The organism is Pseudarthrobacter ribosi, from assembly GCF_055412865.1.
In genome coordinates, this window is the sequence record NZ_JBVAYZ010000013.1 from 1 (window position 1) to 22859 (window position 22859).

At 66.4% G+C, this 22859-nt stretch carries 24 protein-coding genes and 2 riboswitches; of the genes, 7 read left to right on the forward strand and 17 right to left on the reverse strand.

Annotated features, from left to right (window positions below):
• Window positions 1–94 precede the first annotated feature (94 nt).
• The 7 genes from ACZYZ5_RS13450 to ACZYZ5_RS13480 all read right to left on the reverse strand — a co-directional run bounded on the left by ACZYZ5_RS13450 (window position 95) and on the right by ACZYZ5_RS13480 (window position 5954).
• Window positions 95–1330, reverse strand: coding sequence for an acyl-CoA dehydrogenase family protein (locus ACZYZ5_RS13450; RefSeq protein ID WP_463902256.1), 1236 nt, complete (start codon window positions 1328–1330; stop codon window positions 95–97).
• Window positions 1331–1356: 26 nt separating this feature from the next.
• Window positions 1357–2226, reverse strand: coding sequence for a MetQ/NlpA family ABC transporter substrate-binding protein (locus ACZYZ5_RS13455; protein ID WP_463902257.1), 870 nt, complete (start codon window positions 2224–2226; stop codon window positions 1357–1359).
• A gap of 27 nt (window positions 2227–2253) precedes the next feature.
• Window positions 2254–3690, reverse strand: coding sequence for an LLM class flavin-dependent oxidoreductase (locus ACZYZ5_RS13460; protein ID WP_463902258.1), 1437 nt, complete (start codon window positions 3688–3690; stop codon window positions 2254–2256).
• A gap of 50 nt (window positions 3691–3740) precedes the next feature.
• On the reverse strand, window positions 3741–4406 hold the full coding sequence (locus ACZYZ5_RS13465) for a methionine ABC transporter permease (RefSeq protein WP_463902259.1): 666 nt from the start codon (window positions 4404–4406) through the stop codon (window positions 3741–3743).
• Window positions 4399–4953: an ATP-binding cassette domain-containing protein gene (locus tag ACZYZ5_RS13470; RefSeq protein ID WP_463902260.1), complete on the reverse strand. Its 555-nt coding sequence runs from the start codon at window positions 4951–4953 to the stop codon at window positions 4399–4401. The genes ACZYZ5_RS13465 and ACZYZ5_RS13470 overlap by 8 nt, the downstream gene beginning before the upstream one ends.
• A complete protein-coding gene (locus tag ACZYZ5_RS13475; RefSeq protein ID WP_463902261.1) occupies window positions 4950–5207 on the reverse strand; it encodes an ATP-binding cassette domain-containing protein in 258 nt (85 codons plus the stop codon). Before ACZYZ5_RS13475 ends, ACZYZ5_RS13470 begins: the two co-directional genes overlap by 4 nt.
• Before the next feature lie 137 nt (window positions 5208–5344).
• A riboswitch (SAM riboswitch) is annotated at window positions 5345–5434 on the reverse strand.
• A 94-nt stretch (window positions 5435–5528) separates the two neighbouring features.
• Entirely contained in the window at window positions 5529–5954 is a 426-nt protein-coding gene (locus ACZYZ5_RS13480; protein ID WP_463902262.1) for a CoA-binding protein, read from the reverse strand.
• 303 nt (window positions 5955–6257) lie between these two features.
• Between ACZYZ5_RS13480 and acs the strand changes: the two genes are divergently transcribed.
• From acs to ACZYZ5_RS13500, 4 genes are read left to right on the forward strand one after another with little or no spacing between them, the layout of a single operon-like run.
• The gene (gene acs / locus ACZYZ5_RS13485; RefSeq protein ID WP_463902263.1) at window positions 6258–8294 is read left to right on the forward strand and encodes an acetate--CoA ligase; all 2037 of its coding nucleotides are present in this window, start codon (window positions 6258–6260) and stop codon (window positions 8292–8294) included.
• A 10-nt stretch (window positions 8295–8304) separates the two neighbouring features.
• Window positions 8305–9498 carry a dimethylsulfone monooxygenase SfnG gene (gene sfnG, locus ACZYZ5_RS13490; protein WP_463902264.1) on the forward strand — a complete coding sequence of 398 codons (1194 nt, stop codon included), beginning with the start codon at window positions 8305–8307 and terminating at the stop codon, window positions 9496–9498.
• On the forward strand, window positions 9498–10904 hold the full coding sequence (locus ACZYZ5_RS13495; protein ID WP_463902265.1) for an O-acetylhomoserine aminocarboxypropyltransferase/cysteine synthase family protein: 1407 nt from the start codon (window positions 9498–9500) through the stop codon (window positions 10902–10904). The genes sfnG and ACZYZ5_RS13495 overlap by 1 nt, the downstream gene beginning before the upstream one ends.
• On the forward strand, window positions 10901–11398 hold the full coding sequence (locus tag ACZYZ5_RS13500) for a CoA-binding protein (protein ID WP_463902266.1): 498 nt from the start codon (window positions 10901–10903) through the stop codon (window positions 11396–11398). Before ACZYZ5_RS13495 ends, ACZYZ5_RS13500 begins: the two co-directional genes overlap by 4 nt.
• On the opposite strand, the gene ACZYZ5_RS13505 is transcribed toward ACZYZ5_RS13500, so the two are convergent.
• Entirely contained in the window at window positions 11395–11592 is a 198-nt protein-coding gene (locus tag ACZYZ5_RS13505; RefSeq protein WP_463902267.1) for a hypothetical protein, read from the reverse strand. The two genes, ACZYZ5_RS13500 and ACZYZ5_RS13505, sit on opposite strands and share 4 nt — an antisense overlap.
• A 258-nt stretch (window positions 11593–11850) precedes the next feature.
• Window positions 11851–13140, reverse strand: a complete 1290-nt coding sequence (locus tag ACZYZ5_RS13510; protein ID WP_463902268.1) for an adenylosuccinate synthase — start codon at window positions 13138–13140, stop codon at window positions 11851–11853.
• Window positions 13141–13425: 285 nt separating this feature from the next.
• A riboswitch (SAM riboswitch) is annotated at window positions 13426–13531 on the forward strand.
• An 11-nt stretch (window positions 13532–13542) separates the two neighbouring features.
• On the opposite strand from ACZYZ5_RS13510, the gene ACZYZ5_RS13515 reads away from it, so the two are divergent.
• Together ACZYZ5_RS13515 and ACZYZ5_RS13520 are read left to right on the forward strand one after the other, a co-directional pair.
• Window positions 13543–14751 (forward strand): cobalamin-independent methionine synthase II family protein, encoded by a 1209-nt coding sequence (locus ACZYZ5_RS13515; protein ID WP_463902269.1) that lies wholly within the window; start codon window positions 13543–13545, stop codon window positions 14749–14751.
• A gap of 170 nt (window positions 14752–14921) precedes the next feature.
• The gene (locus ACZYZ5_RS13520; RefSeq protein ID WP_282378176.1) at window positions 14922–15554 is read left to right on the forward strand and encodes a uracil-DNA glycosylase family protein; all 633 of its coding nucleotides are present in this window, start codon (window positions 14922–14924) and stop codon (window positions 15552–15554) included.
• A gap of 132 nt (window positions 15555–15686) precedes the next feature.
• On the opposite strand, the gene ACZYZ5_RS13525 is transcribed toward ACZYZ5_RS13520, so the two are convergent.
• The 3 genes from ACZYZ5_RS13525 to ACZYZ5_RS13535 form a co-directional block, all read right to left on the reverse strand.
• Complete coding sequence (locus ACZYZ5_RS13525; protein ID WP_463902271.1) at window positions 15687–16115, reverse strand: DUF3151 domain-containing protein; 429 nt, start codon at window positions 16113–16115, stop codon at window positions 15687–15689.
• Between the two features lie 2 nt (window positions 16116–16117).
• Window positions 16118–17137: a class II fructose-bisphosphate aldolase gene (gene fbaA / locus ACZYZ5_RS13530; protein ID WP_463902273.1), complete on the reverse strand. Its 1020-nt coding sequence runs from the start codon at window positions 17135–17137 to the stop codon at window positions 16118–16120.
• A gap of 179 nt (window positions 17138–17316) precedes the next feature.
• Window positions 17317–17982, reverse strand: coding sequence for a TrmH family RNA methyltransferase (locus ACZYZ5_RS13535; RefSeq protein ID WP_463902382.1), 666 nt, complete (start codon window positions 17980–17982; stop codon window positions 17317–17319).
• Between the two features lie 67 nt (window positions 17983–18049).
• Here ACZYZ5_RS13535 and ACZYZ5_RS13540 point away from each other — a divergent pair, with 67 nt between their 5' ends.
• Window positions 18050–18904 (forward strand): HAD-IIA family hydrolase, encoded by an 855-nt coding sequence (locus ACZYZ5_RS13540; RefSeq protein WP_463902275.1) that lies wholly within the window; start codon window positions 18050–18052, stop codon window positions 18902–18904.
• 10 nt (window positions 18905–18914) lie between these two features.
• Here the strand turns inward: ACZYZ5_RS13540 and ACZYZ5_RS13545 are convergent, their stop codons facing one another.
• From ACZYZ5_RS13545 to ACZYZ5_RS13565, 5 genes are all read right to left on the reverse strand, one after another.
• Window positions 18915–19955 (reverse strand): thioesterase domain-containing protein, encoded by a 1041-nt coding sequence (locus ACZYZ5_RS13545; protein WP_463902276.1) that lies wholly within the window; start codon window positions 19953–19955, stop codon window positions 18915–18917.
• A gap of 83 nt (window positions 19956–20038) precedes the next feature.
• Window positions 20039–20644 (reverse strand): hypothetical protein, encoded by a 606-nt coding sequence (locus ACZYZ5_RS13550; protein WP_463902277.1) that lies wholly within the window; start codon window positions 20642–20644, stop codon window positions 20039–20041.
• A 94-nt stretch (window positions 20645–20738) separates the two neighbouring features.
• Window positions 20739–21512, reverse strand: a complete 774-nt coding sequence (locus ACZYZ5_RS13555) for a GAF and ANTAR domain-containing protein (protein ID WP_463902278.1) — start codon at window positions 21510–21512, stop codon at window positions 20739–20741.
• A gap of 93 nt (window positions 21513–21605) precedes the next feature.
• Entirely contained in the window at window positions 21606–22190 is a 585-nt protein-coding gene (gene pyrE / locus ACZYZ5_RS13560; protein ID WP_463902279.1) for an orotate phosphoribosyltransferase, read from the reverse strand.
• Window positions 22191–22278: 88 nt separating this feature from the next.
• Window positions 22279–22857 (reverse strand): dihydrofolate reductase family protein, encoded by a 579-nt coding sequence (locus tag ACZYZ5_RS13565; RefSeq protein WP_463902280.1) that lies wholly within the window; start codon window positions 22855–22857, stop codon window positions 22279–22281.
• Window positions 22858–22859 lie beyond the last annotated feature (2 nt).

A 22859-nucleotide genomic window follows, 5' to 3' on the forward strand; every position in this document is an offset into this window, starting at 1 on the left:
CGCCCGCAGCCCGCCCCGCAGCGCCCCACGGCGGCTGCGCGGGCTCCCACGGCGGCCCCACGGCGGCTGCGCGGGCTCCACGGCGGGCTGCGGCCTACCCCGCCGTGCGGGCGTCGCCGATGCTGTGCAGCCCTTCCGGGGTGGTGCCGTTGACTTCGTAGTCGCCCACGGTGCGGGCCTTGAACACGGCCGGGTTGTGGGTGGCCACGGTCCGGGCGTTGCGCCAGTGCCGGTCCAGTGACTTGGACTTCGATGTTGCGGACGCCCCGGTCACGTCGAAGAGCTGCTGGGCAGCGGACTGGACGAGTTCGGGCACCAGCAGCTGGGCCTTTTCCACGGCAATTTCGCCGCGGACATAACGCTGGTCCACGGTGAGATCCAGGTCCGGATCGGCGCCGGCGTCCAGTTCCCGTGCGGCCGCCAGCACCACGGACTCCGCGGCGAAGACCTTGGCCGAGAGCTGGCCGACGAGCTGCAGGATGAGGGGGTCGCTGCGGAACAGCTCCCCGGAGCCGGTGTTGAACGTGCGTTTGCGGTCGCGGACCAGCGTCCGCGCATCGGCCAGCGCCGCCCGGCCGATGCCGGCCAGGACGGCGAGCAGGACCAGCTGGAAGAAGGCCGGCTCGTGTGTGGTGGATTCCGAGCGCCTGATGATGTTGGCGTCCGGAACCACGGCGTCGCGGAAGATAGTGGTTCCGGTGCCGGTCAGCTGCTGGCCGAACCCGTCCCAGTCGTCGAGGATTTCCACTCCCGGCTGCGTGGTGCTGATCACCGCATACTGGCGGCCTTCCACGCCCTCGGTGCTGGCCATGACGGCAATCCACTCGGCGAAGATCGTTCCCGTGGTGTAGAACTTTCGGCCGTTGAGCAGCCAGTCCGCGCCGTGGCGCGCCAGTTTGGTTCCCGTGGTTCCAATGACATTTCCGGACTTCTCCGTGGCGGCGTTCCCGAAGATCTCACCGGCCACCACCTTGGGGTACCAGCGGTTCCGGAATGCAACGGATTCCAGGCCGACGGTTTCCACGAAGGCGAAGTGCGAGCGGTAAAGGTGGGCCACGGAGGAATCCGCCTCGGCGAGTTCGATGAGCAGCCGGAAGAACGGCTCGAAGCCGATGCCGTCGCCGCCGTGTTCCGCGGGCACCCGCAGCCGGCCGAAGCCTTCCTCCTTCAGCCAGCGGGCCGGCTCGAAGGGCAGGACCCGGTCCTGCTCGCGGGCCAGCGCGCCTTCGGCGATCCGGGCAAACACGGGGCGGAAGCGCTGCGCCAGTTTCTCGTATCCGGCTTCGGCCGACGGCGCCGCGGGGGCTGTGGTGTCTGGGGCGTGGGACATACGTTTCCTCGGTTCCTGTCGGCGGGTTAGAGCTTCGAGACGTCGGTGGCGGGATCCTGGTCCCAGGGGGTGGGCAGGATGCCCTTCTGGTAGCCGGCGAACCAGGCCTTGACCTCCGGGGACTGGAATGCGGCCTTGAGGGCTGCTGCCTTCTCCGAACCGGCAAAGTCCTTCCGGCCTGCAACCACGATCCGGAACGGCACCTGGTCAGCGTCCGCTTCGAAGGCCAGCGCGTCTTCCTTGGTGTGCCCGGCGTCGGCGGCCATCCGGGCGATCAGGAATCCGGCGTCGACATCGGGAAGGGTCTTGGCCAGGGATTGCTGGTCCACCTCCACGAACTGCAGCTTCTTCGGGTTGGCGGTGATGTTCTCCTGCGAGGTGTGGATCACTGTTGCTTCGGAAAGCTCCAGCAGGCCGGCGTCCCGAAGCATGAACAGGGCACGGCCGTTGTTGGCCGGGTCCACGGGGATGCCGATCTTTGCCCCGTCCGGGAGCTCGTCCAGGGCTTTGTACTTGTCAGACCAGATGCCGCCGGGCGCGCTGTAAACGTAGAAGAGGCCCACGTTGTCCAGGCCCTTGTCCTGGTTGAACTGCTTCAGGTACGCGTTGTGCTGGAAGAAGTTGGCGTCGAATTCGCCGTTGGCCACGGCCAGGTTGGGCTGGATGATGTCCGTGACGTAGGTCGGCTCTAGGGTCCATCCCTTGGCCTCAAGCAGCTTCTGGGCAAGCTTGGTGGGCTCCTGGTACGGGGCCGACTCGGTGACGATGATCTTGATCGTCTTGCCGCCGCTGGCACCGGCACCCCCGGGATTGACGAGGCCGCAGCCGGTCAGTGCCGAAACGGAGGCTGCGCCGGCGCCCGCGAGGGCGTACTTGAGGAAACTTCTACGCTGCATGTTCTTGGTCCTTTGTGGTGGGTCGCGCTAGGCGGTAACGGTGGCGGGCTGGTTTTCGGCAGCCGCGGAGAATTCCGTGAACGCTCCCCGGAAGGCCGCGGCCGGATGGCGGCCGTTGAGGCGCGGCCCGGCCCCGAAGAGCTTCTCGCGCAGGGTTCCGGGCGCGTAGCTGTCCTGGGCAAGCCCGCGGCTCCGCAGTTCCGGCAGCACACCGTCGATGAAATCTGTGTACGAGCCGGGGATGGTCTGGTTGATGATGTTGATGCCGTCGATCCCGGCGTCCTGCCACTCCTCGAGGCGGTCGGCAATCTGCTCGGGCGTTCCCACCACGCGGTTGGCCCGGCTGCGGTACAGCGCAATGTCGCGGAGCGTGGGATTGCCGCCGCGGACGGAGGCGCGGATGGCGGTGAGGTGGCCCTGGCTGCCTTCCGTTTCAAGGTCACCGAGCGGGGTGTCCAGCGGCAGGCCGCCGAGGTCGACGCCGAATCCGCCGCCAACGTGCGCCAGCAGGGCCTCGATGTCCAGGCTGTCCTCCAACTCCCCGGCCTTTTGTTCTGCCTCGGCTTCGGTCCCCCCGACCACGAAGTGCATGCCCTGCAGGAACTTGACGTCGTCCGGGTGGCGGCCGGCGGCAACGGCCTGTTCACGGACGGCCGCCGTGTACTTCGCGGCCACCTCCGTGTTCGGCGCCAGGGTGAACGTGGCCTCGGCGTTGGCGGCGCAGAACTGCTGCCCGCGGCCGGAGCTCCCGGCCTGGAAGAGCACCGGGGTGCGCTGCGGGGAGGGCGCCGCGAGGTGCGGCCCGTCGATCGAGTACCGCGGCCCGCGGTGGTAGATCTTGCTGACCTTCTCCGGGTCGGCGTGGACTCCGGTCTCCTTGTCCCGGAGGAGCGCGTCGTCCTCCCACGAGCCTTCCCACAATTTGTAGGCGGCCTCGACATATTCGTCCGCCCAGTCGTAGCGTTCGTCATGCTTGGTCAGCTCGGTGGCGTTGAAGTTCCGGTGCGCGTTTTCCAGCACGCTGGTGACGATGTTCCACGCCACCCGGCCGTTGCTGATGTGGTCCAGGGTGGACATCTGCCGGGCAAACTGGAAGGGGTGGCTTTGAATCACCGACGACGTCGCGGCCAGTCCGATGTCCCGCGTTCCGGTGGCGAGCGCGGACAACAGAATGAGCGGATCGTTGGACGGCACCTGCAGGCCCTTTTTCAGCAGCGACGCCCACCCGCCGTCGTAGTCGCCGTAGAGACCGACGACGTCGGCGAAGAAGATCGCATCAAACTTGGCGTCTTCGAGCTGGCGGGCCAGGTCGATCCAGAGCTGGAGTTCGTTGAACCGGTGCTGTTGCGCTTCCGGGCGCCGCCACTGGCCGCCCATGATGTGGCTGGACGTGTTCATCACGAAGGCGCTGATGAGAAGGCGCGGGCGGGGTCCGTCGAAGCGGGTACTGGCTGTTGAAGTCATGGGGGTGCTTTCCGCTGTGGGAGGTGTGGGGGCGGGGTTGCTGCGGGCGGTCAGAGGCGCTTGTCCAGGCGTCGGGCGAGGTAGGAGCCGCCCAGCTGGACGATGGTGACCAGCAGGATCATCAGGACAATCGCCGTGATCATGAGCGGCGTCTCGTAGCGGTAGTAGCCGTACCGGATGGCGAAGTCGCCGATTCCGCCGCCGCCCACCAGGCCGGCCATCGCCGAGTAGGAGATGAAGCTGACGGTCATGATCGTGATGGAGCTGACGAGCCCGGGCTTCGCCTCCACGATCAGGACGTCCCGGACGATCTGGGAGCGGCTGGCTCCCATGGACCGTGCCGCCTCGACCACGCCGCCGCCCAACTGGCTGAGGTTCTGTTCCACGAAGCGGGCAAAGTACGGGATGGCGTTGAGGGTAAGCGGGACAATGACTGCGGCGGTCCCGATGGTGGTACCCACAATGAATCTGGTCACCGGGATGATCGCAATCAGCAGGATCAGGAACGGGAACGAGCGGACCAGGTTGACCAGCCCGTCGAGGACGCGGTGCAGCTTCGGTTTGTGCTTCAGCCCGTTGGGACCGATGGTGTACAGCAGCACGCCCAGGGGTGTGCCGAGGAGCACCGCCAGCGGGATGGCCACGAGCAGCATGGTGAGGGTCTGCCCCATGGCGACGCCGATTTCGGGCAGGACTTCCAGGATCCGGTCAAGCATTGATCAGGCCCTCCGAAGTGGCTGTAGTGTGCGCGGCCTTCCCGGAGCGGTCCAGTTGGATCTCATCGGAAATCAGGTAACGGCCGATCGAGGTCGCCGGGTGGAAGCCGGGGCGCTGGAGTTCGGTGAGATCGAACTGCTCCACAACCCGGCCCTCTTCCATCACCGCAACGTTGTCGGCGATGGCCTTGATGACGTTCATCTCATGGGTAACCACCACGATCGTGATGCCGAATTCGGCGTTGACGTCGGCCAGGTACTGCAAGACGGATGCGGTCGTCCGGGGGTCGACAGCCGACGTCGGCTCGTCGCAGAGCAGCACCTTGGGGCCGGTGGCGAGAGCGCGGGCGATGGCCACCCGCTGTTTCTGGCCCCCTGAGAGCTTGGCCGGATACGTGCTGGCCTTGTCGGCGAGGTCCACGATCTCCAGGGTTTCGGCCGCCCGCCGGCGGCGTTCCGCCTTGCCCACGCCGGCGAACTTCAGCGACAGCTCCACGTTTTCCTGGGCCGTGAGGTTGTTGAGCAGGTTGAAGTGCTGGAAGATCATCCCGATGTCGTGCCGCTTGGTCCGGAGTCGGCGTCGGACAGGGTCACCAGGTCGACGCCGTCCACGAGGACGCGTCCCGACGTCGGGCGCTCGAGGAGGTTGATGTTCCGCAGCAGGGTGGACTTTCCCGCCCCGGAGAACCCGATGATGCCCTGGATGGTGCCCCGCCCGATATGCAGGCTGACGTCGTCCACGGCCGTGAATGGACCCCCCGCCGAATCGAACGTCGTGCTGACATTCTGGATTTCGATCACAGGCCATCACCTGCTCGGGGCCGTGCTGCGGCTGCTGTCTGCGTGTTCATGAAGTCCTCCGGGATCGCCCGAGGAAAGCCTTGGGCCCCGGCCCCAGGCTGCGCAAAGCGAAGCCCCGAGCCTAAGAACACATCGGTTCTCCATCGGTCCTGGCGGTAGCACCGTCCTCAAAGAGGGGGTTGCTGCGGCGTCACGGAGCCAGATCTCTCAGCCGCTCGGGATGGTTATGACTCCATCTGACACGGCAAGGTGGCGGATACTGAAAAAGCCAGTCACATTTTGTAACCGGCTTTTCCTGACTCTGCTGCTTCTTGGCCCCGGCTACACGCCGACGCGCCAGCCTTCGCGGGCGGGGCACGCGTTGACCACAACGTCCAGCCCGGCCGCCCTGGCACGCTCCACCGCAGCGTCGTCAAAGACGCCGAGCTGCAGCCAGACGGCTTTGGCCCCGACGGCGATGGCCTGGTCGATGACGTCCCCCACCTTGTGCGAGTTGACGAAGCAGTCCACGACGTCGATCGGGTGCTTCTCCGCGGGGATCTCCGCCAGCGAGCGGTACCCCTTCTCGCCGTGGACGTCGTCCCCGGGGAGGTTCACCGGGACAATCTGCATCTCCAGGCGGTCCCGGACGTAGAGGGACACGTCGTAGGCCGAGCGCCACTCGTTGGTGGTGAGGCCGACGATCGCCCACAGGCCTTTGGTTCGCATGAGCCGATCAATGACTGCCGGATCGTTAACGTGCGTCATGCATCAAGCCTACTCCTGCGGAGTTTCGAGAAAATATCCGAACAAATGAATGAAACATCGGCCCAGGTCGCCGCGATGAACGAATATTACAACGCGGCGGCCCCGGATTTTGTGGATTCGTGCATCTCGGCTCTAGTAGGTAGTGACCATCCCGAGCGGCCGAGAGACCTGGATCGATGAAGCCGCAGCAACCCCGGTGACGTGAGACGACCATTCCCACGCCACTATTCCTCTCCCTATCGATGAAATTCGAGGGAACCGAGGGAACCAGGGTGCTACTGCCAGGACCGATGGAGTGCCACAATGCCCCCCAAGAATTCTTCCGTCTTACCCACGTTTGCCCGGACTCCCTCCGAGGACGGACCGGCGCGTCACCGCAGCACCATCCCCACGCCCGCCGCAGCCGCAAGCACAGACACCGTTGCGTTCTGGGAAGAACAAGCCCTCCGCCTTGACTGGGCGGACGTGCCCGGCGGCCCTTCCTACGGCGGCAAGCCCTGGCACACGGCGCACCGGCGCGTGCCGGCCGACCTGGAAGCCGGCACCGGCCCGGACATCACGTGGTTCGAAGGCGGCAAGCTCAACGTGGCCCACAACTGCGTGGACCGCCATGTCGACGGGGGCCGGGGCGGCAAAGTGGCCTTCCACTTCGAGGGTGAACCCGGCGACCGCCGCTCCATCACGTACGCCGAACTCCAGCGCGACGTCGCCAGGGCCGCCAACGCGCTGCTGGCCCTCGGCATCAGCAAAGGCGACCGCGTGGTCATCTACCTGCCGGTCATCCCCGAAACCGTCATCATCACGCTGGCCGTCGCCCGCATTGGCGCCATCCACTCGCTGGTCTTCGGCGGTTTCTCCGCCGAGGCGCTCAAGTTCCGGGTGGAGGACACCGGCGCGAAGCTGCTCGTGACCACCGACGGTCAGTTCCGCCGTGGCACCGCCGTGCCGGTCAAGGACAACGCGGACACCGCCGTCTCCGGCGAGAACGCCATCGAACACGTCCTCGTGGTCAACCGCACCACGGCACCGGAGCTGCTGCACACCGTGCCGATGACCGAGGGCCGCGACGTCTGGTGGCACGACGCCGTCGGGCAGGCCTCCGACCTCCATGCCGCAGAGCCGTTCGACGCCGAGACGCCGCTGTTCATCATGTACACCTCCGGCACCACCGGGAAGCCCAAGGGCCTGGTCCACACCTCGGGCGGTTACCTGACGCAGGCGTCGTGGAGCTTCGAGCACCTTTTCAGCCACCCGGACCCGGACCTCCGCGACCAGGACGTGCACTGGTGCACCGCTGACCTCGCCTGGGTCACGGCCCACACCTACGAGATCTACGGCCCGCTCTCGAACGGCGTCACGCAGGTGATCTTCGAGGGCACCCCGAACACCCCGCACCCGGGCCGGCACTTCGAAATCATCGAACGCTACGGTGTCACGCAGTATTACACGGCCCCCACGCTGGTCCGGTCCCTCATGGGCTGGTTCCCCGACGGCATCCCGGACACCTACGACCTCTCCTCCATCAGGATGCTCGGCACCGTCGGCGAAGCTGTCAACCCCGAGGCCTGGCGCTGGCTGCGGAACAACGTCGGCGCCGGCACCGCCCCCGTGGTGGACACCTGGTGGCAGTCCGAGACGGGCGCCACCATCCTCTCCCCCGCACCGACGGACACCGAGTTCAAGCCCGGCTGCGCGGCCCGTCCGCTGCCCGGCGTCAGCACGCGCATCGTGGACGACGCCGGCAACACGGTGCCGCCCGGCGTCCAGGGCTTTATCGTGGTGGACTCTCCCGGTCCCGCGATCGCCCGGACCGTGTGGGGCAACCCGCAGCGCTACTTCGATTCGTACTGGCGCAAATACGTCGGGCAGGGCTGGTTCCTCGCCGGCGACGGTGCCAAATACGACGCCGACGGCGACATCTGGATCCTCGGGCGGGTGGACGACACCCTCAACGTCTCCGGACACCTGCTCTCCACAATCGAAATCGAATCGGCGCTCGTGTCCCACCCCGACGTCGTGGAGGCCGGCGTCTGCCCCGTCACCGATCCGAAGACCGGGCACGCGATCGTCGCATTCGTCGTGCTGAAGCGGACCGCCGCCGCCGACGGGATCCAGGACCGGCTCAAGGCCCACGTCGCGAAGGAGATCGGGCCGATCGCGAAGCCGCGGGACGTCGTCGTCGTGTCCGATGTGCCGAAAACCCGCAGCGGCAAGATCATGCGCAGGCTCCTCACCCAGCTGTTCGAAGGAACAGCGCTCGGGGACACGACCTCGCTGCAGAACGAACCATCCATCGCGGACATCCAGGATGTCCTGCGGACCCGTGATACCCGGAAGTAAAGGAACACCCATGACTGACATCAGCAACGTCGCCCGTCTTTCCGATCCGCTCAAGTTCGCCTACTGGGTTCCGAATGTCTCCGGCGGCCTCGTGGTCTCCACCATCGAACAGCGCACCGGCTGGGACTTCGAGTACAACAAGAAACTGGCCCGGATCGCGGAGAACTCCGGCTTCGAATACGCCCTGACCCAGACCCGCTACGCCGCCTCCTACGGCGCGGACAAGCAGCACGAGGCAACCGCGTTCAGCCTCGCGCTGCTGGCCGCCACCGAACGGCTCAAGGTGATCTCCGCGGTCCACCCGGGCATGTGGCACCCCGGTGTGCTGGCGAAGTTCATCATCACCGCGGACCACATCTCCAACGGCCGCGCCGCCGTGAACATCGTCTCCGGCTGGCTCAAGGCCGAGTTCGAGAACTTCGGCCTCGAATGGCTCGAACACGACGAACGCTACGTCCGCACCGAGGAGTTCATCAAGGTCCTCCGCGGGCTGTGGACCGAGCAGGACTACAGCCAGTCGGGCAAGTACTACAACATCAACGACTTCACCCTCCAGCCGGCACCGGTGGACGTACCGGGCCGGGCGCACCCGGAGATCTTCTTCGGCGGCAACTCCACCGCAGCGCAGGCCACGGCAGGCCGGGTGGCGGACTGGTACTTCTCCAACGGCAAGGACCTGGAAGGCTTCAAGGAGAACATCGCCGGCGTCGTGGCCGCTGCCAGCGAGACCGGTCGCGGGACCGCCGGGGGGCTACGCGCCCCGAAATTCGGCCTCAACGGCTTTGTCATCGCCCGCGATTCCGAGAAGGAAGCCCGGGACACCCTCCGCGAGATCGTCGCGAAGGCGCACAAGCCCGCCGTCGAGGGTTTCCGCGCCGCGGTTCAGGAAGCCGGAGCGTCCACGAAGGACGGCAAGGGCATGTGGGCCGACTCCAGCTTCGAGGACCTGGTCCAGTACAACGACGGCTTCAAGACCCAGCTGATCGGCACCCCGGAGCAGATCGCCGAGCGGATCGTGGAGTACAAGAAGATCGGCGTGAACCTGTTCCTCACCGGCTACCTGCACTTCCAGGAGGAGGTCGCGGCCTTCGGCCACGACATCCTGCCGATCGTCCGCGAACTCGAGGCAGATCTTGCCCGGAAAAACGGCACGGAACTGGACCTGTCCGGCATCCCGGCCGCCAAGGTTGAGGTGAACGCGTAATGGCCGACCGCAAGTTCGGTTTCCGCACCCGCGCCCTGCACGCCGGCGGAACCCCCGACGCCGAGCACGGCGCCCGGGCCGTGCCGATCTACCAGACCACATCCTTCGTGTTCAAGGACACCCAGGACGCCGCCAACCTGTTCGCGCTGCAGAAGTACGGCAACATCTACTCCCGGATCGGCAACCCCACGGTCGCCGCGTTCGAGGAGCGCATCGCTTCCCTGGAGGGCGGCATCGGCGCGGTGGCCACGTCCTCGGGCATGGCCGCGGAATTCATCACCTTCGCCGCGCTCACCCAGTCCGGCGATCACATCGTCGCGGCCTCCCAGCTCTACGGCGGCACCGTGACCCAGCTGGACGTCACGCTGCGCCGCTTCGGGGTGGACACCACGTTCGTCCCCGGCACCGACCCGTTGGACTACGCCGCGGCCGTCCGCGAGAACACCAAGGCGATTTTCGTCGAGGTGGTGGCCAACCCGTCCTCGGAAGTCCAGGACCTGGAGGGGCTGGCCAAGGTCGCGCGCGACGCCGGCATCCCCCTCGTTGTCGACGCCACCTTGAGCACCCCCTACCTCGTGCGGCCGATCGAACACGGGGCGGACATTGTGATCCACTCCGCCACCAAGTTCCTCGGCGGGCACGGCACCACGCTCGGCGGCGTGATTGTCGAGAGCGGCCGCTTCAACTGGGGCAACGGGAAGTTCCCCACCATGACCGAGCCGGTGGCGTCCTACGGCAACGTCTCCTGGTGGGGCAACTTCGGCGAGTACGGCTTCCTGACCAAGCTCCGCTGCGAGCAGCTGCGCGACATCGGGCCCGCGCTGTCGCCGATGTCCGCGTTCCAGCTCCTGCAGGGCGTGGAGACCCTCCCGCAGCGCCTGGACGAGCACCTCAGGAACGCCCAGGCCGTGGCGGAATGGCTCGAAGCGGACGATCGCGTGGCCTACGTGAATTTCTCCGGCCTGCCCTCGCACCCGCACTTCGAGCGGGCGAAGAAGTACCTGCCGCTGGGACCGGGCTCGGTGTTCTCCTTCGGCGTGAAGGGCGGCCGGGCCGCGGGCCAGAAGTTCATCGAGTCCCTGCAGCTGGCCTCGCACCTGGCCAACGTCGGCGACTCACGGACCCTCGTGATCCACCCCGGCTCCACCACCCACCAGCAGCTCAGCCCCGAACAGCTTGAGTCCGCCGGTATCCCCGAGGACCTGATCCGGATTTCGATCGGCCTGGAAGACATCGAGGACATCCTCTGGGACCTGGACCAGGCCCTGGACGCGGCAACCGAAATGGCGGCCGACGGTGTATCCGCGGAAGCGGCGCATCGCGCCGCCGAGGAACGAGGCGGTGTGTCTAAGCCGCGTGCGGATGCACTGTCGGCCGACACCTGCACGATCGGAGCACTGTCATGAGCAGCGAAGAAACCCGTACCTGGACCGGGCCGTCCGCGCCGGAACGGCTGACCCTGCTGCGGCAGGCGACGTCCATTGCGATTGTTGGCGCCTCGGACAAGCCGTCCCGGGCGAGCTACTTCGTGGCGACTTACCTGCAGTCCTCCACGCGCTACAAGGTGTATTTCGTGAACCCGGTGGTGAAGGAGATCCTGGGCGAGAAGACCTACGCCTCGCTCGCGGACCTGCCGGAGAGCCCGGACATCGTGGACGTGTTCCGCAAGCACGATGACCTGCCGGGTGTCCTCGACGAGGCCATCGCCGCCGGCGCCAAGACGCTCTGGCTGCAGCTCGGTTCCTGGCACGAGGACGTCGCGAAGGAAGCGGAAGCCGCCGGGCTCGACGTCGTGATGGACCGCTGCGTGAAGATTGAGCATGCCCGGTTCCACGGCGGCCTGCACCTGGCCGGCTTCGACACCGGGGTCATTTCCTCCAAGCGTCAGGTCCTGGCCTAAGGTTCCCGGGCCCGGCCGGCGTCGTCGTCCGCTGCTGTTCCTGGGGTCGGTGGCGTGCCAGGTGCGGTATCGACGAAATCTGCGCCCTCGGCCGGATCCTGGGAATGGAGCCGGATCTCCGACACGTCGGCGGTCGGATCCCCCTCAGCCGGAGCCTCGCTGTGGCGCCGTTCTGCGCCAGGCGTGTCGCTCATGTCGCGTCCTTTCGTGTGACTTCCCTGCCGTATCCCCGGGTCGCTGCCCAAAGGTCTGCAGTGGGGGCCATCGATGTGTCGGGATACTGCTTCTCTCATCGTGGCTCGGACACGATTCCGGGTCAATATCTCCGGGAATCCGGTACAGCCGCGCCGGCCCTGGCGGGAACCACCGAGGACCCAACGACGACGGCGGCGGGCCACCTTTCCAGGTGACCCGCCGCCGTCGTACCTCAGCTGTTGAAGCGTCAGTCAGTATCAGTCGTTGATCAGGTCGTTGATCACGATGGTCTGGTCCCGGTCCGGGCCGACGCCGATCGCCGAGAAGCGCGTGCCGGAGAGCTTCTCGAGGGCCAGCACGTAGTTCTTGGCGTTCTCCGGGAGGTCCTCCAGAGTGCGGGCGCCGGTGATGTCCTCGGTCCAGCCTTCGAAGTGCTCGAAGATCGGCTTGGCGTGGTGGAACTCGGTCTGCGTCATCGGCATTTCATCGTGCCGGACGCCGTCGACGTCGTAGGCCACGCAGACCGGGATCTGCTCAATGCCCGTGAGCACGTCCAGCTTGGTGACGAAGTAGTCCGTGAACCCGTTGACGCGGGAGGCGTGGCGCGCCAGCACGGCGTCGTACCAGCCGCAGCGGCGCGGCCGGCCGGTGTTGACGCCGAACTCGCCGCCCGTCTTCTGCAGGTACATGCCCATCTCGTCGAACAGCTCCGTCGGGAAGGGGCCTGCGCCCACCCGGGTGGTGTACGCCTTGATGATGCCGATGGAACGTGAGATGCGGGTGGGGCCGATGCCCGAGCCCACGGAGGCGCCGCCGGCCGTCGGGTTCGAGGAGGTCACGAAGGGGTAGGTGCCGTGGTCGACGTCCAGGAACGTGGCCTGGCCGCCCTCCATGAGGACCACCTTGCCCTCGTCCAGGGCGGTGTTCAGGACATACGTGCTGTCGATGACCAGCGGGCGGAGGCGCTCGGCGAAGGACAGGAAGTACTCCACGATCTCGTCCACCTCGATGTCGCGGCGGTTGTAGACCTTGACCAGGAGTTCGTTCTTCTGCCGCAGCGACCCTTCGACCTTCTGGCGCAGGATGGAGGCGTCAAAAACGTCCTGGACGCGGATGCCGAGGCGGGCGACCTTGTCCATGTAGGCCGGGCCGATGCCGCGGCCGGTGGTGCCGATGGCGCGGCTGCCGAGGAACCGCTCCGTGACCTTGTCCAGGACCTGGTGGTAGGGCGCCACGAGGTGGGCATTGGCGGAGACACGCAGCTTGGAGGTGTCGGCGCCGCGGGCTTCGAGGCCGTCGATCTCCTGGAACAGCGCCTCAAGGTTCACCACACAGCCATTGCCGATGATCGGAATCGCGTTGGGGCTCAGGATGCCAGCCGGAAGGAGCTTAAGCTCATACTTCTCACCGCCTACGACGACGGTGTGTCCGGCATTGTTGCCGCCATTGGGCTTGACGACGTAGTCGACTCGGCCACCAAGCAGGTCAGTGGCCTTACCTTTGCCTTCGTCGCCCCATTGGGCTCCGACGATCACGATTGCTGGCATGGGATCCTCCCCCATTCGTTCGGGCTGAAGTCCGGGTGACTCACCTGGGTGGTCACCGGAGCTCAGCGCCGTTCATGAGAATGCCCCGAATCTACCGCTGTGCTCTTACCATCAACGCCAGAGTCCGGGGCTCTTACCACCCAAGTTTAGCCGATCAAGGTCGCGGCAGTTCATTTGACCATCCAATGGACTTCCCGCCGGCCGCGGCCCGCGACGCGGCGTCCAGCCAGCGGAACTCCGGCGCACGGACTTGCGCAGGCCGGCCGGGTGGAATTAAGTGAGAGTTGACCATCCCGAGCGGCCGAGGGACCTGGACCGTTGACGCCGCAGCAACCCTGCCCGGACACAGCCTTGTGGCGGCGACGGGTGCTACCGCCAGGACCGATGGAAAGGAAGCGCCCCATGCGCCAGAACACCGACCATATCCGCGCCACACACGCCGGATCCCTGCCCCGCACCCCCGAACTCATCGCCGCGAACGAGGCCAGGGAAGCAGACGGCGTCACCCCCGAGTTCCTGGATCTGCTGGAAACCTCCGTGGTGGACATCGTCCAGCGCCAGAAGGACCTCGGCATCGATATCCCCAACGACGGCGAATACGGGCACACGATGTCCAGCTCGGTGGACTACGGCGCGTGGTGGAACTACTCCTTCAGCCGGCTCGGCGGCCTCGAGCCGACGGACGTCGACCGCTGGGCTGACGCCGCGGTGCACCGCTCCACACCGGGCAACATCGTGCTGACCTCGTTCCCGGACCGGCGCGACCGGCAGAAGTTCAGCGAGGCCTACGACGACCCGTCCGCCGGGATCCTGGCGCACCGCAAGAGTGTCACGCAGCCAAAGATCGCCGGCCCGCTGCACTACACCGGGCAGGATCTCGTGGGCTCGGACATCGCCAACCTCAAAACCGGCCTGGCCGCCGCCGGACTCGCCGAAGGCTTCGTCGCTTCCCTCTCCCCCGGCTCCTGCGCCCGCGTCGCCAACGAGTACTACAAGACCGATGAGGAACTCCTGTACGCCTGCGCGGACGCCATGCGCGAGGAGTACAAGGCCATCATCGACGCCGGGCTCACGGTCCAGCTCGACGATCCGTCGCTGGCCGAAAGCTGGGACCAGATCAACCCGGAACCGAGCCTGGCGGACTATCTCAAATTCATCCAGCTCAGGGTTGAAGCCACCAACTGGGCCCTGCGCGGCCTCCCCCAGGAGCAGATCAGGCTGCACGTCTGCTGGGGTTCCTGGCACGGCCCGCACACCACGGACATCCCCTTCGCGGACATCATCGGCTCCGTGCTGCAGATCAATGCCGGCGGATACTCCTTCGAGGCCGCGAACGTCCGCCACGAGCACGAATGGCGGGTCTGGGAGGACACCGAGCTCCCCGACGGAAAGGTCATCATCCCCGGCGTCGTCTCCCATGCCACCAACGTCGTCGAGCACCCCGACCTGGTGGCGGACCGGATCGTACGCTTCGCCAACTTGGTGGGCCGGGAAAATGTGATTGCTTCCACAGACTGCGGCCTCGGCGGCCGCGTGCACCCGCAAATCGCCTTTGCCAAGCTGGAATCCCTGGGGGAAGGCGCCCGCCGCGCGACCACGAGGCTCTGGTAATCCGACTTCGGCAGAAACGTCATTTCGCAGGGCTTGATAGACTAATAAGGATCGACCAGGAATCGGTCCACACCACATTTCAAACCACACCGTGCTTGGCATGCCCCGGTGCCCGGTATGCCGCGTACGGTCTGGCAGCTTTACCAATCCCGCAGGAGACTCAGCAATATATGACAGCCTTGGCCACTGAAAATTCACGCGAACAGCTTCTGAGCCGCCGCTACGAACCTAGCGTTGCAGCCGTCAACGAGCTGTGCGACACGCTGCAGGCAACCAAAGCTGGCACGAACGTCCCGTATGTGGACCCGCTGCACGACGTCGACGAGTGCCGGATCATCAGCCTCTTCTCCAACATCGGGACCGAGGACGAGTCCGGTTTTATCACTGCCGGTGACGAGGAAGCGGCCACCCGCCTGCTCGGCGTCCAGTGGAAGCTCGGCCTGCGGCCCGAGTACGTGATGCCCTGGAACGTCCACCCCTGGTACGTGCCGGGCGAGCCCAACGGCAAGTTCACGCCGGACCAGATTTCCGCAGGTTTGAAGCCGCTGCTGAAGTTCCTCGCCGTCGTGCCCCGCGCCTCGGTGATTGTGGCCCACGGCACCGAGGCCAACCGCCTCGCGAACCTTCTCCTCAAGACCGAGGTGCCCATGATTTGGCGCCGCGGCCTCAAGACCTACAAGGTCCGGTCGCTCAGCGGCCGCGCCTTCGCCGGAACCCCGGCCCGCCAGGAGCAGTACCTCGACGAGATGGGCACCGTGTACGCGGACGCCATGGCCCGCACCGGCCTGGCCAAGACCAGCTGATTTTCCGCAACAACGACGGCGGGCGCCCACCTAACTGGTGGACGCCCGCCGTCGGACTTTAACTACCAACACGGAGTCGCTTCCGGTCCATCCCAGGGTGTGGAATGGGCCCGAAGTGACCCCGCGTTGCGGTTAGCGCTTTTCGGCTTCGATGGCTGCCTTGGCGGAGGGGTCCGAGTCGTTGAGGAACTTCTCGATCCGCTCCGGCTCCTCGGCCTCGCCGATCGCAGCGGAAGCCCGGCCCAGCGAATACAGGGCCCGGAGGAAGCCGCGGTTCGGTTCGTGTTCCCACGGGATGGGCCCGACGCCGCGCCAGCCGTTGCGGCGCAGCGAATCCAGGCCGCGGTGGTAGCCGACGCGGGAGTAGGCGTAGGAGTCGATGGTCCGGCCCTCGGTCCATGCTTCCTCGGCCAGCACGGCCCAGAGCAGCGAGGACGTCGGGTGCTTTTCAACAAGGTCCAGGGCTTCCTGGCCCGCGTCCAGCGCCGCGTAGACCTCGGTCTCGGCGGGCAGGAGCGTGGGCTCGGGGCCCATCAGGTTCTTGCGGAACTCGTCCGACATGCCTAGAACGTCTTGCCGGTGGAGCCGAGCTGCTGGGCAGCCTCGACCACGCGGGCCGCGAGGCCGGCCTCGGCGGAGGCGCCCCAGACGCGCGGGTCGTAAAGCTTCTTGTTACCGACCTCGCCGTCGACCTTCAGCACACCGTCGTAGTTGCGGAGCATGTGGTCCACCACGGGGCGCGTGTAGGCGTACTGGGTGTCGGTGTCGATGTTCATCTTGATCACACCGTAGGAGACGGCGTCGGCGATCTCCTTCTCGGAGGAGCCGGATCCGCCGTGGAAGACCAGGTCGAACGGGTTGGCCTTGCCGATCTTGGCGCCGACCTGCTCCTGGATGTCCTTGAGGATCTCCGGGCGGAGCTTGACGCCGCCGGGCTTGTAGACGCCGTGCACGTTGCCGAAGGTCAGCGCCGTGATGTAACGGCCGTTCTCGCCGGCACCGAGGGCTTCGATGGTGGCAAGGGCGTCCTCGACCGTGGTGTACAGCTTGTCGTTGATGGCGTTCTCGACGCCGTCTTCCTCACCGCCGACGGTGCCGATCTCGACCTCGAGGATCATCTTGGCGGCAGCGGTGCGCTCCAGCAGTTCACGGGCGATGCGCAGGTTTTCCGGCAGGGTCTCGGCGGACCCGTCCCACATGTGCGAGCTGAAGAGCGGGTTGCGGCCGGCCCTGACCTCGGCCTCGGAGGCTGCCAGCAGCGGCAGGACAAAGCCCTCCAGCTTGTCCTTGGGGCAGTGGTCCGTGTGCAGGGCGATGTTGACGCCGTAGTTCTTGGCGACTTCGCGGGCAAACGCGGCGAAGCCCAGCGAACCGGCCACCATGTCCTTGGTGGAGGCTCCGGACCAGTAGGCAGCGCCGCCGGTGGAGACCTGGACGATGCCGTCGGACTCGGCCTCGGCGAAGCCACGGAGGGCCGCGTTGAGGGTCTGGGAGGACGTGACGTTAACGGCGGGGAACGCGAAGCCACCCGTCTTAGCGCGGTCGATCATCTCGGAGTAAATCTCTGGGGTTGCAATGGGCATGCTGACTCCTAAAGTGAGTTTCGTCTGCGGGCTGGGCTCACCCTGGAGTGAACCTCGTCGGCTAGGAACCATCCTAGCCATTCCTTCGCCCGTGCAGTGTTTACGGTCACTCGGGCCTGTAATACTCGCTCGCGCGGAATCCCGTTCGCACCACGTACAACCCGCGGCCGGCCGGGCCCCTACCCCGGGAGCTGGTTGAACACGTGCCGGCGGATCCAGGCGTGCATCGCGATGGCGGCGGCCGAGGCGGCATTGATAGAGCGCGTGGAACCGAACTGCTCGATCGACAAAGTGTCCACCGCCGCTTCGTGGACCTCGGGGGAGAGCCCCGGGCCCTCCTGGCCGAACACCAGGACGCAGTCCCTGGGCAGTTCATACGTTTCCAGCGGGACGGAGTCCGGGAAGATGTCGATGCCGATGATCGCCAGGCCCTCCCCCTGCGCCCACTCCACAAAGTCCGCGACGGTCGGGTGGTGCCGGATGTGCTGGTACCGGTCGGTGACCATGGCCCCGCGGCGGTTCCACCGGCGTCGCCCGATGATGTGCACTTCCTTGGCCAGGAACGCGTTGGCGCTGCGCACGACAGTGCCGATGTTCATGTCGTGCTGCCAGTTTTCGATCGCGATGTGGAAGTTGTGCCGCTTGGAGTCCAGGTCCGCGACGATCGACTCGTGCTTCCAGTAGCGGTATTTGTCCACTACGTTGCGGCGGTCCCCGTCCGCCAGGAGGTCCGGGTCCCAGTGCGTGCCCTCCGGCAGTTCCCCTTCCCAAGGCCCGACGCCGACCTCCGCCTTGGGCTCCGCCTCCGGCTCCGCCAGGGTGCCGGAAAGGGTTTCGCTGGGTATCTCGGGTTCAGTCACGACTCAACATTAGACTGGGACTGGCATCGGCACATTATCGGCGGAGGACATCATGGCGGATCAGCAGACAGACCACAGGGAAGACTCGGACCACGTGCGTTCATTCAAATCCGTGTACCGCAGCGGCCAGGAGATCGAGTGCTGGCTGACCGACATGGACGGTGTCCTGGTCCACGAAAACCAGCCCATCCCCGGCGCCGCCGAACTCATCCAGCGCTGGGTGGACACGTCCCGGCGCTTCCTCGTCCTGACCAACAACTCGATCTTCACGCCCCGGGACCTCGCCGCCCGGCTGAAGAGCTCGGGCCTGGAAATCCCCGAAGAGAACATCTGGACCTCCGCCCTGGCCACCGCGCAGTTCCTCAAGGACCAGGTCCGCGGCTCGGATTCCGGCAACCGCGCTTACACGATCGGCGAGGCGGGCCTGACGACGGCGCTGCACGAGGCCGGTTTTATCCTCACCGATCAGGACCCGGACTTCGTGGTGCTCGGCGAGACCCGGACCTACTCCTTTGAAGCCATCACCATGGCCATCCGGCTGATCCTGGGCGGGGCGAGGTTCATCGCCACCAACCCGGACGCCACCGGCCCCTCGAAGGACGGCCCGATGCCTGCCACCGGCGCGATCGCGGCGCTCATCACCAAGGCCACGGGCCGGGAACCCTACATTGTGGGCAAGCCGAACCCGATGATGTTCCGCTCGGCCATGAACCAGATCGACGCGCATTCAGAAACCACGGCCATGATCGGCGACCGGATGGACACCGACATCATCGCGGGGATGGAAGCGGGGCTGCACACCGTGCTGGTGCTCAGCGGCATCACCCACAAGGACGACATCGCCGCCTACCCGTTCCGGCCCAACCAGATCCTGAACTCCGTGGCCGACCTGAAGAACCAGATCTAAGTCCCGTCCCCTAGAAGGCGGTTTTCTTGCCCCCGCCGGAAGGCAGCGGCAGGATCTCGTCCTGCAGCTCCTCGAGCACCGGACGGTAGATGAACGGGTTCCAGCCCGGGCTGGCGTGCGCCGGCTGGGCGCCGTCGGTCCGCAGTGAGTCGGCGGCCATGTTGTCCTTGAAGGTCAGCGACCAGGAGTCACGGGCGGTCTCGTAGTCGACCGTCCGGTCCCGCGGGTTGCCGATGAAGGCCATCCGGGTCCCGCCGAGCTTTCCGGCGAAGCGGGTGGCGTCGTAGTGGTAGATGAAGGCGGACTCGGACTGAATCAACACGCTGGAGGGCGCAATCGGCGAAAGCTGTTCCAGGGTCTGGTCCACGACCTGCCCCCAGCTGCGCTCGTCCTTGTGCATCATCCGCTCACCGAGTTCGTAACCGCCGCGCAGCACCGAGGGGAACCGGAAGCCGCTTTCGTAGAGGAACACGACCCCCTCGAACCAGCTTTGGTCCAGCACGTCGTATTTGCTGTACGGGCTGGAGTCCAGCAGGATAAACGCCACCTCAATTCCGTGCAGTTCCCGGAGCCGGGCGGCGACCTGGGTGGCCACCATGCCGCCGAAGCTGTGGCCGTAGAAGTAGAACGTGGTCAACTGATGTGCGCGCGCGTGCTCGACCACGGCGATCACGATTTGGTCGATGTCGAGGCCCACATTGGAGTAGCCGACGGCGGCGAGCTGGCCGCGCTGGTTCAGCGCACCACGCAGGGCGTTCAGGATCCACAAGGCTTCCTCCCAGCTCGTCTTGTAGCCGGGAAAGAGGAACCAGCTGGCGTTGGGAAAGTACCGCTCGGCGGTCTCGTCCGGCACCGTAAGGATTCTATGAACGCGGCGTTCGGCCTGCACCCGGCGGGTCAACAGCATGTCCGCCGCCAGCACGGAGGCGGCGCCGGCACCGATCAGAAGGCCCCGCCGGGAGAACCGCCGGAGTCCGGCGGCGTGCCGAAGCACACGGGCGTCGGCATCCCCGGGCCCGCCCACATCCTCAACTTCAGGCTCACGCGGCACATCTCTACCGTAACCACCGTGGAACACGGATCAGAAACGGTCCCGGTAACAGCTCAGTTACAGCCTCGTCCGGCCGGCGCCGCCTACACCGGTTCCGGTTCCCGGCCCGCCCCGGGACGGCTGATTTCGAAGCCGACGTCGTGGCGGACGGTTTCCGGCCCGACTTCCCGGCGGCCGATTTCGAGGCCGATTTCGTCGTAGGTCGCGAGGAGCTGCGATCGGGCCATATCCGCCGGATTGTCCAGCAGGCCGAACACGGAGTCGCTCGCGGCGAGCAGTTCGGCGTCGGAAAACACGTTCAGCGGCCGGGTCCCGGCGGTGTCGATGGACGCGGTGAAGTCCGCCCAGAGATCGAGGGGCGGCAGCGCGGTGACGGCGGTGTCCAGGGACGGACTCAGCTCCAGGGACACGCCGGCAGAGCTCGGCAGGGCTCCGGCAGTGTCGACGAGCGCCGCGGCGCTATCGATGGCGTTGAGGTCGTTGCGGAGGCCTGCCAAGGCCGAGGATTCAACGACGGCGGCGTGGCCGAGGTTCACCCGGATATGGGACGTGATGCCCATCCGGCGGACGCGCTGGATCAGCTGCATCAAAGTGGGGCGGGAGTGCTGCGTAAGACTGCCCCGGACATCGATCCGGAGAACATCTGAGGCGATATCGAGCTTGGCGTGGGCGTTCAACGAGGTGTCCATAGGTACTCCAAAAAAGGGTGTCTATGGCCGACGGCTCAACCTCGACCAGAATATCGGCCGCAGAAGGTGCACACAAGTCATACGCCAGTACCGGTTAGGCGGTTTCTCTCCGGCCGGGTTCCTCGAAGTGGGTACGCGACGCGGTGCCGCCCACCGACTGGACCAGGGATGCGGCGATGTCACGCAGCTTGACGTTGCCGTTGCTGGACGCGTCGCTAAGGATCCGGACGGCTGTCTCCTGGTTGCAGCGGTTCTGCGCCATGACGATCCCGATGGCCATGTCGATCACGGTGCGGGATTCGAGGGTGGCCCGGAGGTTGGTGGCGCTGTCCGTGTGCAGGGAGAAGCGGACCGCGAGCCGGAGTGCCTGCGAGATCTGGCGGGTGTAGTCGCGCGCCCGGGCGGCCACATCGCCGTCGAACTTGTGCGGCGCGTCGGAGTACAGGTTCAGCGCCGCCTGGGCCTCGCCCTGCAGGTGGAACGGCACGGAAAGCACCGAGCGAAGGCCGTGCGACGCGACGGCGCTGGCATAGTCCGGGCCCCAGCGGTCCTCATCGAACAGGTCCGGAACATAGACTTCCCGTTCCTCCTGGGCCGCCGTCAGGCACGGGCCCTGCGAGAGCCGGTACTGGATTTCGTCCACCTCGCGGGCGGAGTCGCTGCTCCAGCCGATGGTCGCGGCCTTGCGGTCCCGCAACAGCGTGATGCCGCACAGGGCGTCGTCGCCGGCGCCGGCGACCTGGTGGGCGGAGAAACGAGCGAGTTCGTTGAGGAAGTCCTCAAAATCGGCGCTGTCCAGGATGAGGTTCTGGATCTGGTCGACGGTGCTGAGGGGCTCAGATTCGAGGATTTCTTCGGGCAGGAGCATGGCGCTTGGTCTCCGGAGGGGTGGGGCGGATATCTGAAAATGATAATTCACGGTCAAACCACCGTCCACACGCGTCCGCTGACGGGTGAACTCCTAGCTGAGGCCGAGTTCGTCCTTGCCGAAGGCGAAGAGGTAGGGAACTCCGGCCTCTGCCTCGATCTTTTCCTTGGCACCGGTGTCACGGTCCACGATCACGGCGACGGCGACCACGTTGCCGCCGGCCCGGCGGACACCGTCAACGGCGGTCAGCGCCGAGCCTCCGGTCGTGGAGGTGTCCTCCAGCACCAGCACCTTGCGGCCCTCGACGGAGGGGCCCTCGACCTGGCGGCCCATACCGTAGGACTTCTGCGCCTTGCGGACCACGAACGCGTCCACGGGGCGTCCGGCGTCGACGGCGGCGTGCATCACGGCGGTGCCCACCGGGTCGGCACCCATGGTGAGTCCGCCGGCGCACTCGAAGTCGACGCCGGCGTCGTCCAGCATCGAGAGCATGACCTGCCCGACAAGCCCGGAGGCCTCGTGGTGCAGCGTGATCCTGCGCAGGTCAATGTAGTAGTCGGCTTCGGCGCCGCTGGAGAGGATGACCTTGCCGCGCACGACGGCCAGCTCCTTGATCAGTTCAAGCAGGCGGGCACGGGCGGCAGCGGTGTCAGCTGCAGGGGCACTGTTGGCAGTCATGGGTCCCAGTTTAGTGGGCGGCCCGCCAAGGAACTGCAGCCGCACGCCCGGATGTCGGTTGGCGGCCTCGATCTCCTCTTCCCGAGACCTACCGGCCAGCCCTGACGGCGTATTCGAGCTCGGTCAGCCCGGCGTCGTACGTCTTCGCGCTCAGCAGCCTCAATAGGGTCGGGTCCTGGCCGGCCGGAAACACGCCGCGCCCCGCGCCGGTCGCAACCGGCATGACAACGAGGCGCACGGCGTCCACTTCGCCGGCGGCGAAGAACGCCTCGCTCAGGGTCAGGCTGCCCCAGAGCACAATCGTGCCCGCGACCTCGCTTTTAATGCGGCGGATCGCCGCGACCGCATCGCCCGATTCGATGGTCGCCGCGGGAAATCCGCCCCACGGCGCGTCCTGGAGCTGCCTGGAAAACACGTAGTGGCGCAGCGCGTTGAGTGCCGGCGCAATGACCTCTCCCCGGGATGCGGGAGTCGGCCAGAATTCAACGAACATCCGGTAAGTGGTTGCCCCGACGACCATCGCCTCGACAGTCTCGAGCCACGCGAGCTGGCTCTGGTCCAACTCCGCGGTCCCGCCTTCGATCAGCTCGTAGGCCGTGAACTCATTGTTGGCGTCCGCCGCGAACCCGTCGGCCGTCACGAATTCCTGGACTACCAGCTGGCCCATGA

Bases quoted from the DNA above. Each gene is read 5' to 3' on its own strand.
- ACZYZ5_RS13450 (WP_463902256.1), bottom strand. From the start codon at position 1,330: ATGTCCCACGCCCCAGACACCACAGCCCCCGCGGCGCCGTCGGCCGAA.
- ACZYZ5_RS13455 (WP_463902257.1), bottom strand. From the start codon at position 2,226: ATGCAGCGTAGAAGTTTCCTCAAGTACGCCCTCGCGGGCGCCGGCGCA.
- ACZYZ5_RS13460 (WP_463902258.1), bottom strand. From the start codon at position 3,690: ATGACTTCAACAGCCAGTACCCGCTTCGACGGACCCCGCCCGCGCCTT.
- ACZYZ5_RS13465 (WP_463902259.1), bottom strand. From the start codon at position 4,406: ATGCTTGACCGGATCCTGGAAGTCCTGCCCGAAATCGGCGTCGCCATG.
- ACZYZ5_RS13470 (WP_463902260.1), bottom strand. From the start codon at position 4,953: ATGATCTTCCAGCACTTCAACCTGCTCAACAACCTCACGGCCCAGGAA.
- ACZYZ5_RS13480 (WP_463902262.1), bottom strand. From the start codon at position 5,954: ATGACGCACGTTAACGATCCGGCAGTCATTGATCGGCTCATGCGAACC.
- acs (WP_463902263.1), top strand. From the start codon at position 6,258: ATGCCCCCCAAGAATTCTTCCGTCTTACCCACGTTTGCCCGGACTCCC.
- sfnG (WP_463902264.1), top strand. From the start codon at position 8,305: ATGACTGACATCAGCAACGTCGCCCGTCTTTCCGATCCGCTCAAGTTC.
- ACZYZ5_RS13495 (WP_463902265.1), top strand. From the start codon at position 9,498: ATGGCCGACCGCAAGTTCGGTTTCCGCACCCGCGCCCTGCACGCCGGC.
- ACZYZ5_RS13500 (WP_463902266.1), top strand. From the start codon at position 10,901: ATGAGCAGCGAAGAAACCCGTACCTGGACCGGGCCGTCCGCGCCGGAA.
- ACZYZ5_RS13505 (WP_463902267.1), bottom strand. From the start codon at position 11,592: ATGAGCGACACGCCTGGCGCAGAACGGCGCCACAGCGAGGCTCCGGCT.
- ACZYZ5_RS13510 (WP_463902268.1), bottom strand. From the start codon at position 13,140: ATGCCAGCAATCGTGATCGTCGGAGCCCAATGGGGCGACGAAGGCAAA.
- ACZYZ5_RS13515 (WP_463902269.1), top strand. From the start codon at position 13,543: ATGCGCCAGAACACCGACCATATCCGCGCCACACACGCCGGATCCCTG.
- ACZYZ5_RS13520 (WP_282378176.1), top strand. From the start codon at position 14,922: ATGACAGCCTTGGCCACTGAAAATTCACGCGAACAGCTTCTGAGCCGC.
- ACZYZ5_RS13525 (WP_463902271.1), bottom strand. From the start codon at position 16,115: ATGTCGGACGAGTTCCGCAAGAACCTGATGGGCCCCGAGCCCACGCTC.
- fbaA (WP_463902273.1), bottom strand. From the start codon at position 17,137: ATGCCCATTGCAACCCCAGAGATTTACTCCGAGATGATCGACCGCGCT.
- ACZYZ5_RS13540 (WP_463902275.1), top strand. From the start codon at position 18,050: ATGGCGGATCAGCAGACAGACCACAGGGAAGACTCGGACCACGTGCGT.
- ACZYZ5_RS13550 (WP_463902277.1), bottom strand. From the start codon at position 20,644: ATGGACACCTCGTTGAACGCCCACGCCAAGCTCGATATCGCCTCAGAT.
- ACZYZ5_RS13555 (WP_463902278.1), bottom strand. From the start codon at position 21,512: ATGCTCCTGCCCGAAGAAATCCTCGAATCTGAGCCCCTCAGCACCGTC.
- pyrE (WP_463902279.1), bottom strand. From the start codon at position 22,190: ATGACTGCCAACAGTGCCCCTGCAGCTGACACCGCTGCCGCCCGTGCC.
- ACZYZ5_RS13565 (WP_463902280.1), bottom strand. From the start codon at position 22,857: ATGGGCCAGCTGGTAGTCCAGGAATTCGTGACGGCCGACGGGTTCGCG.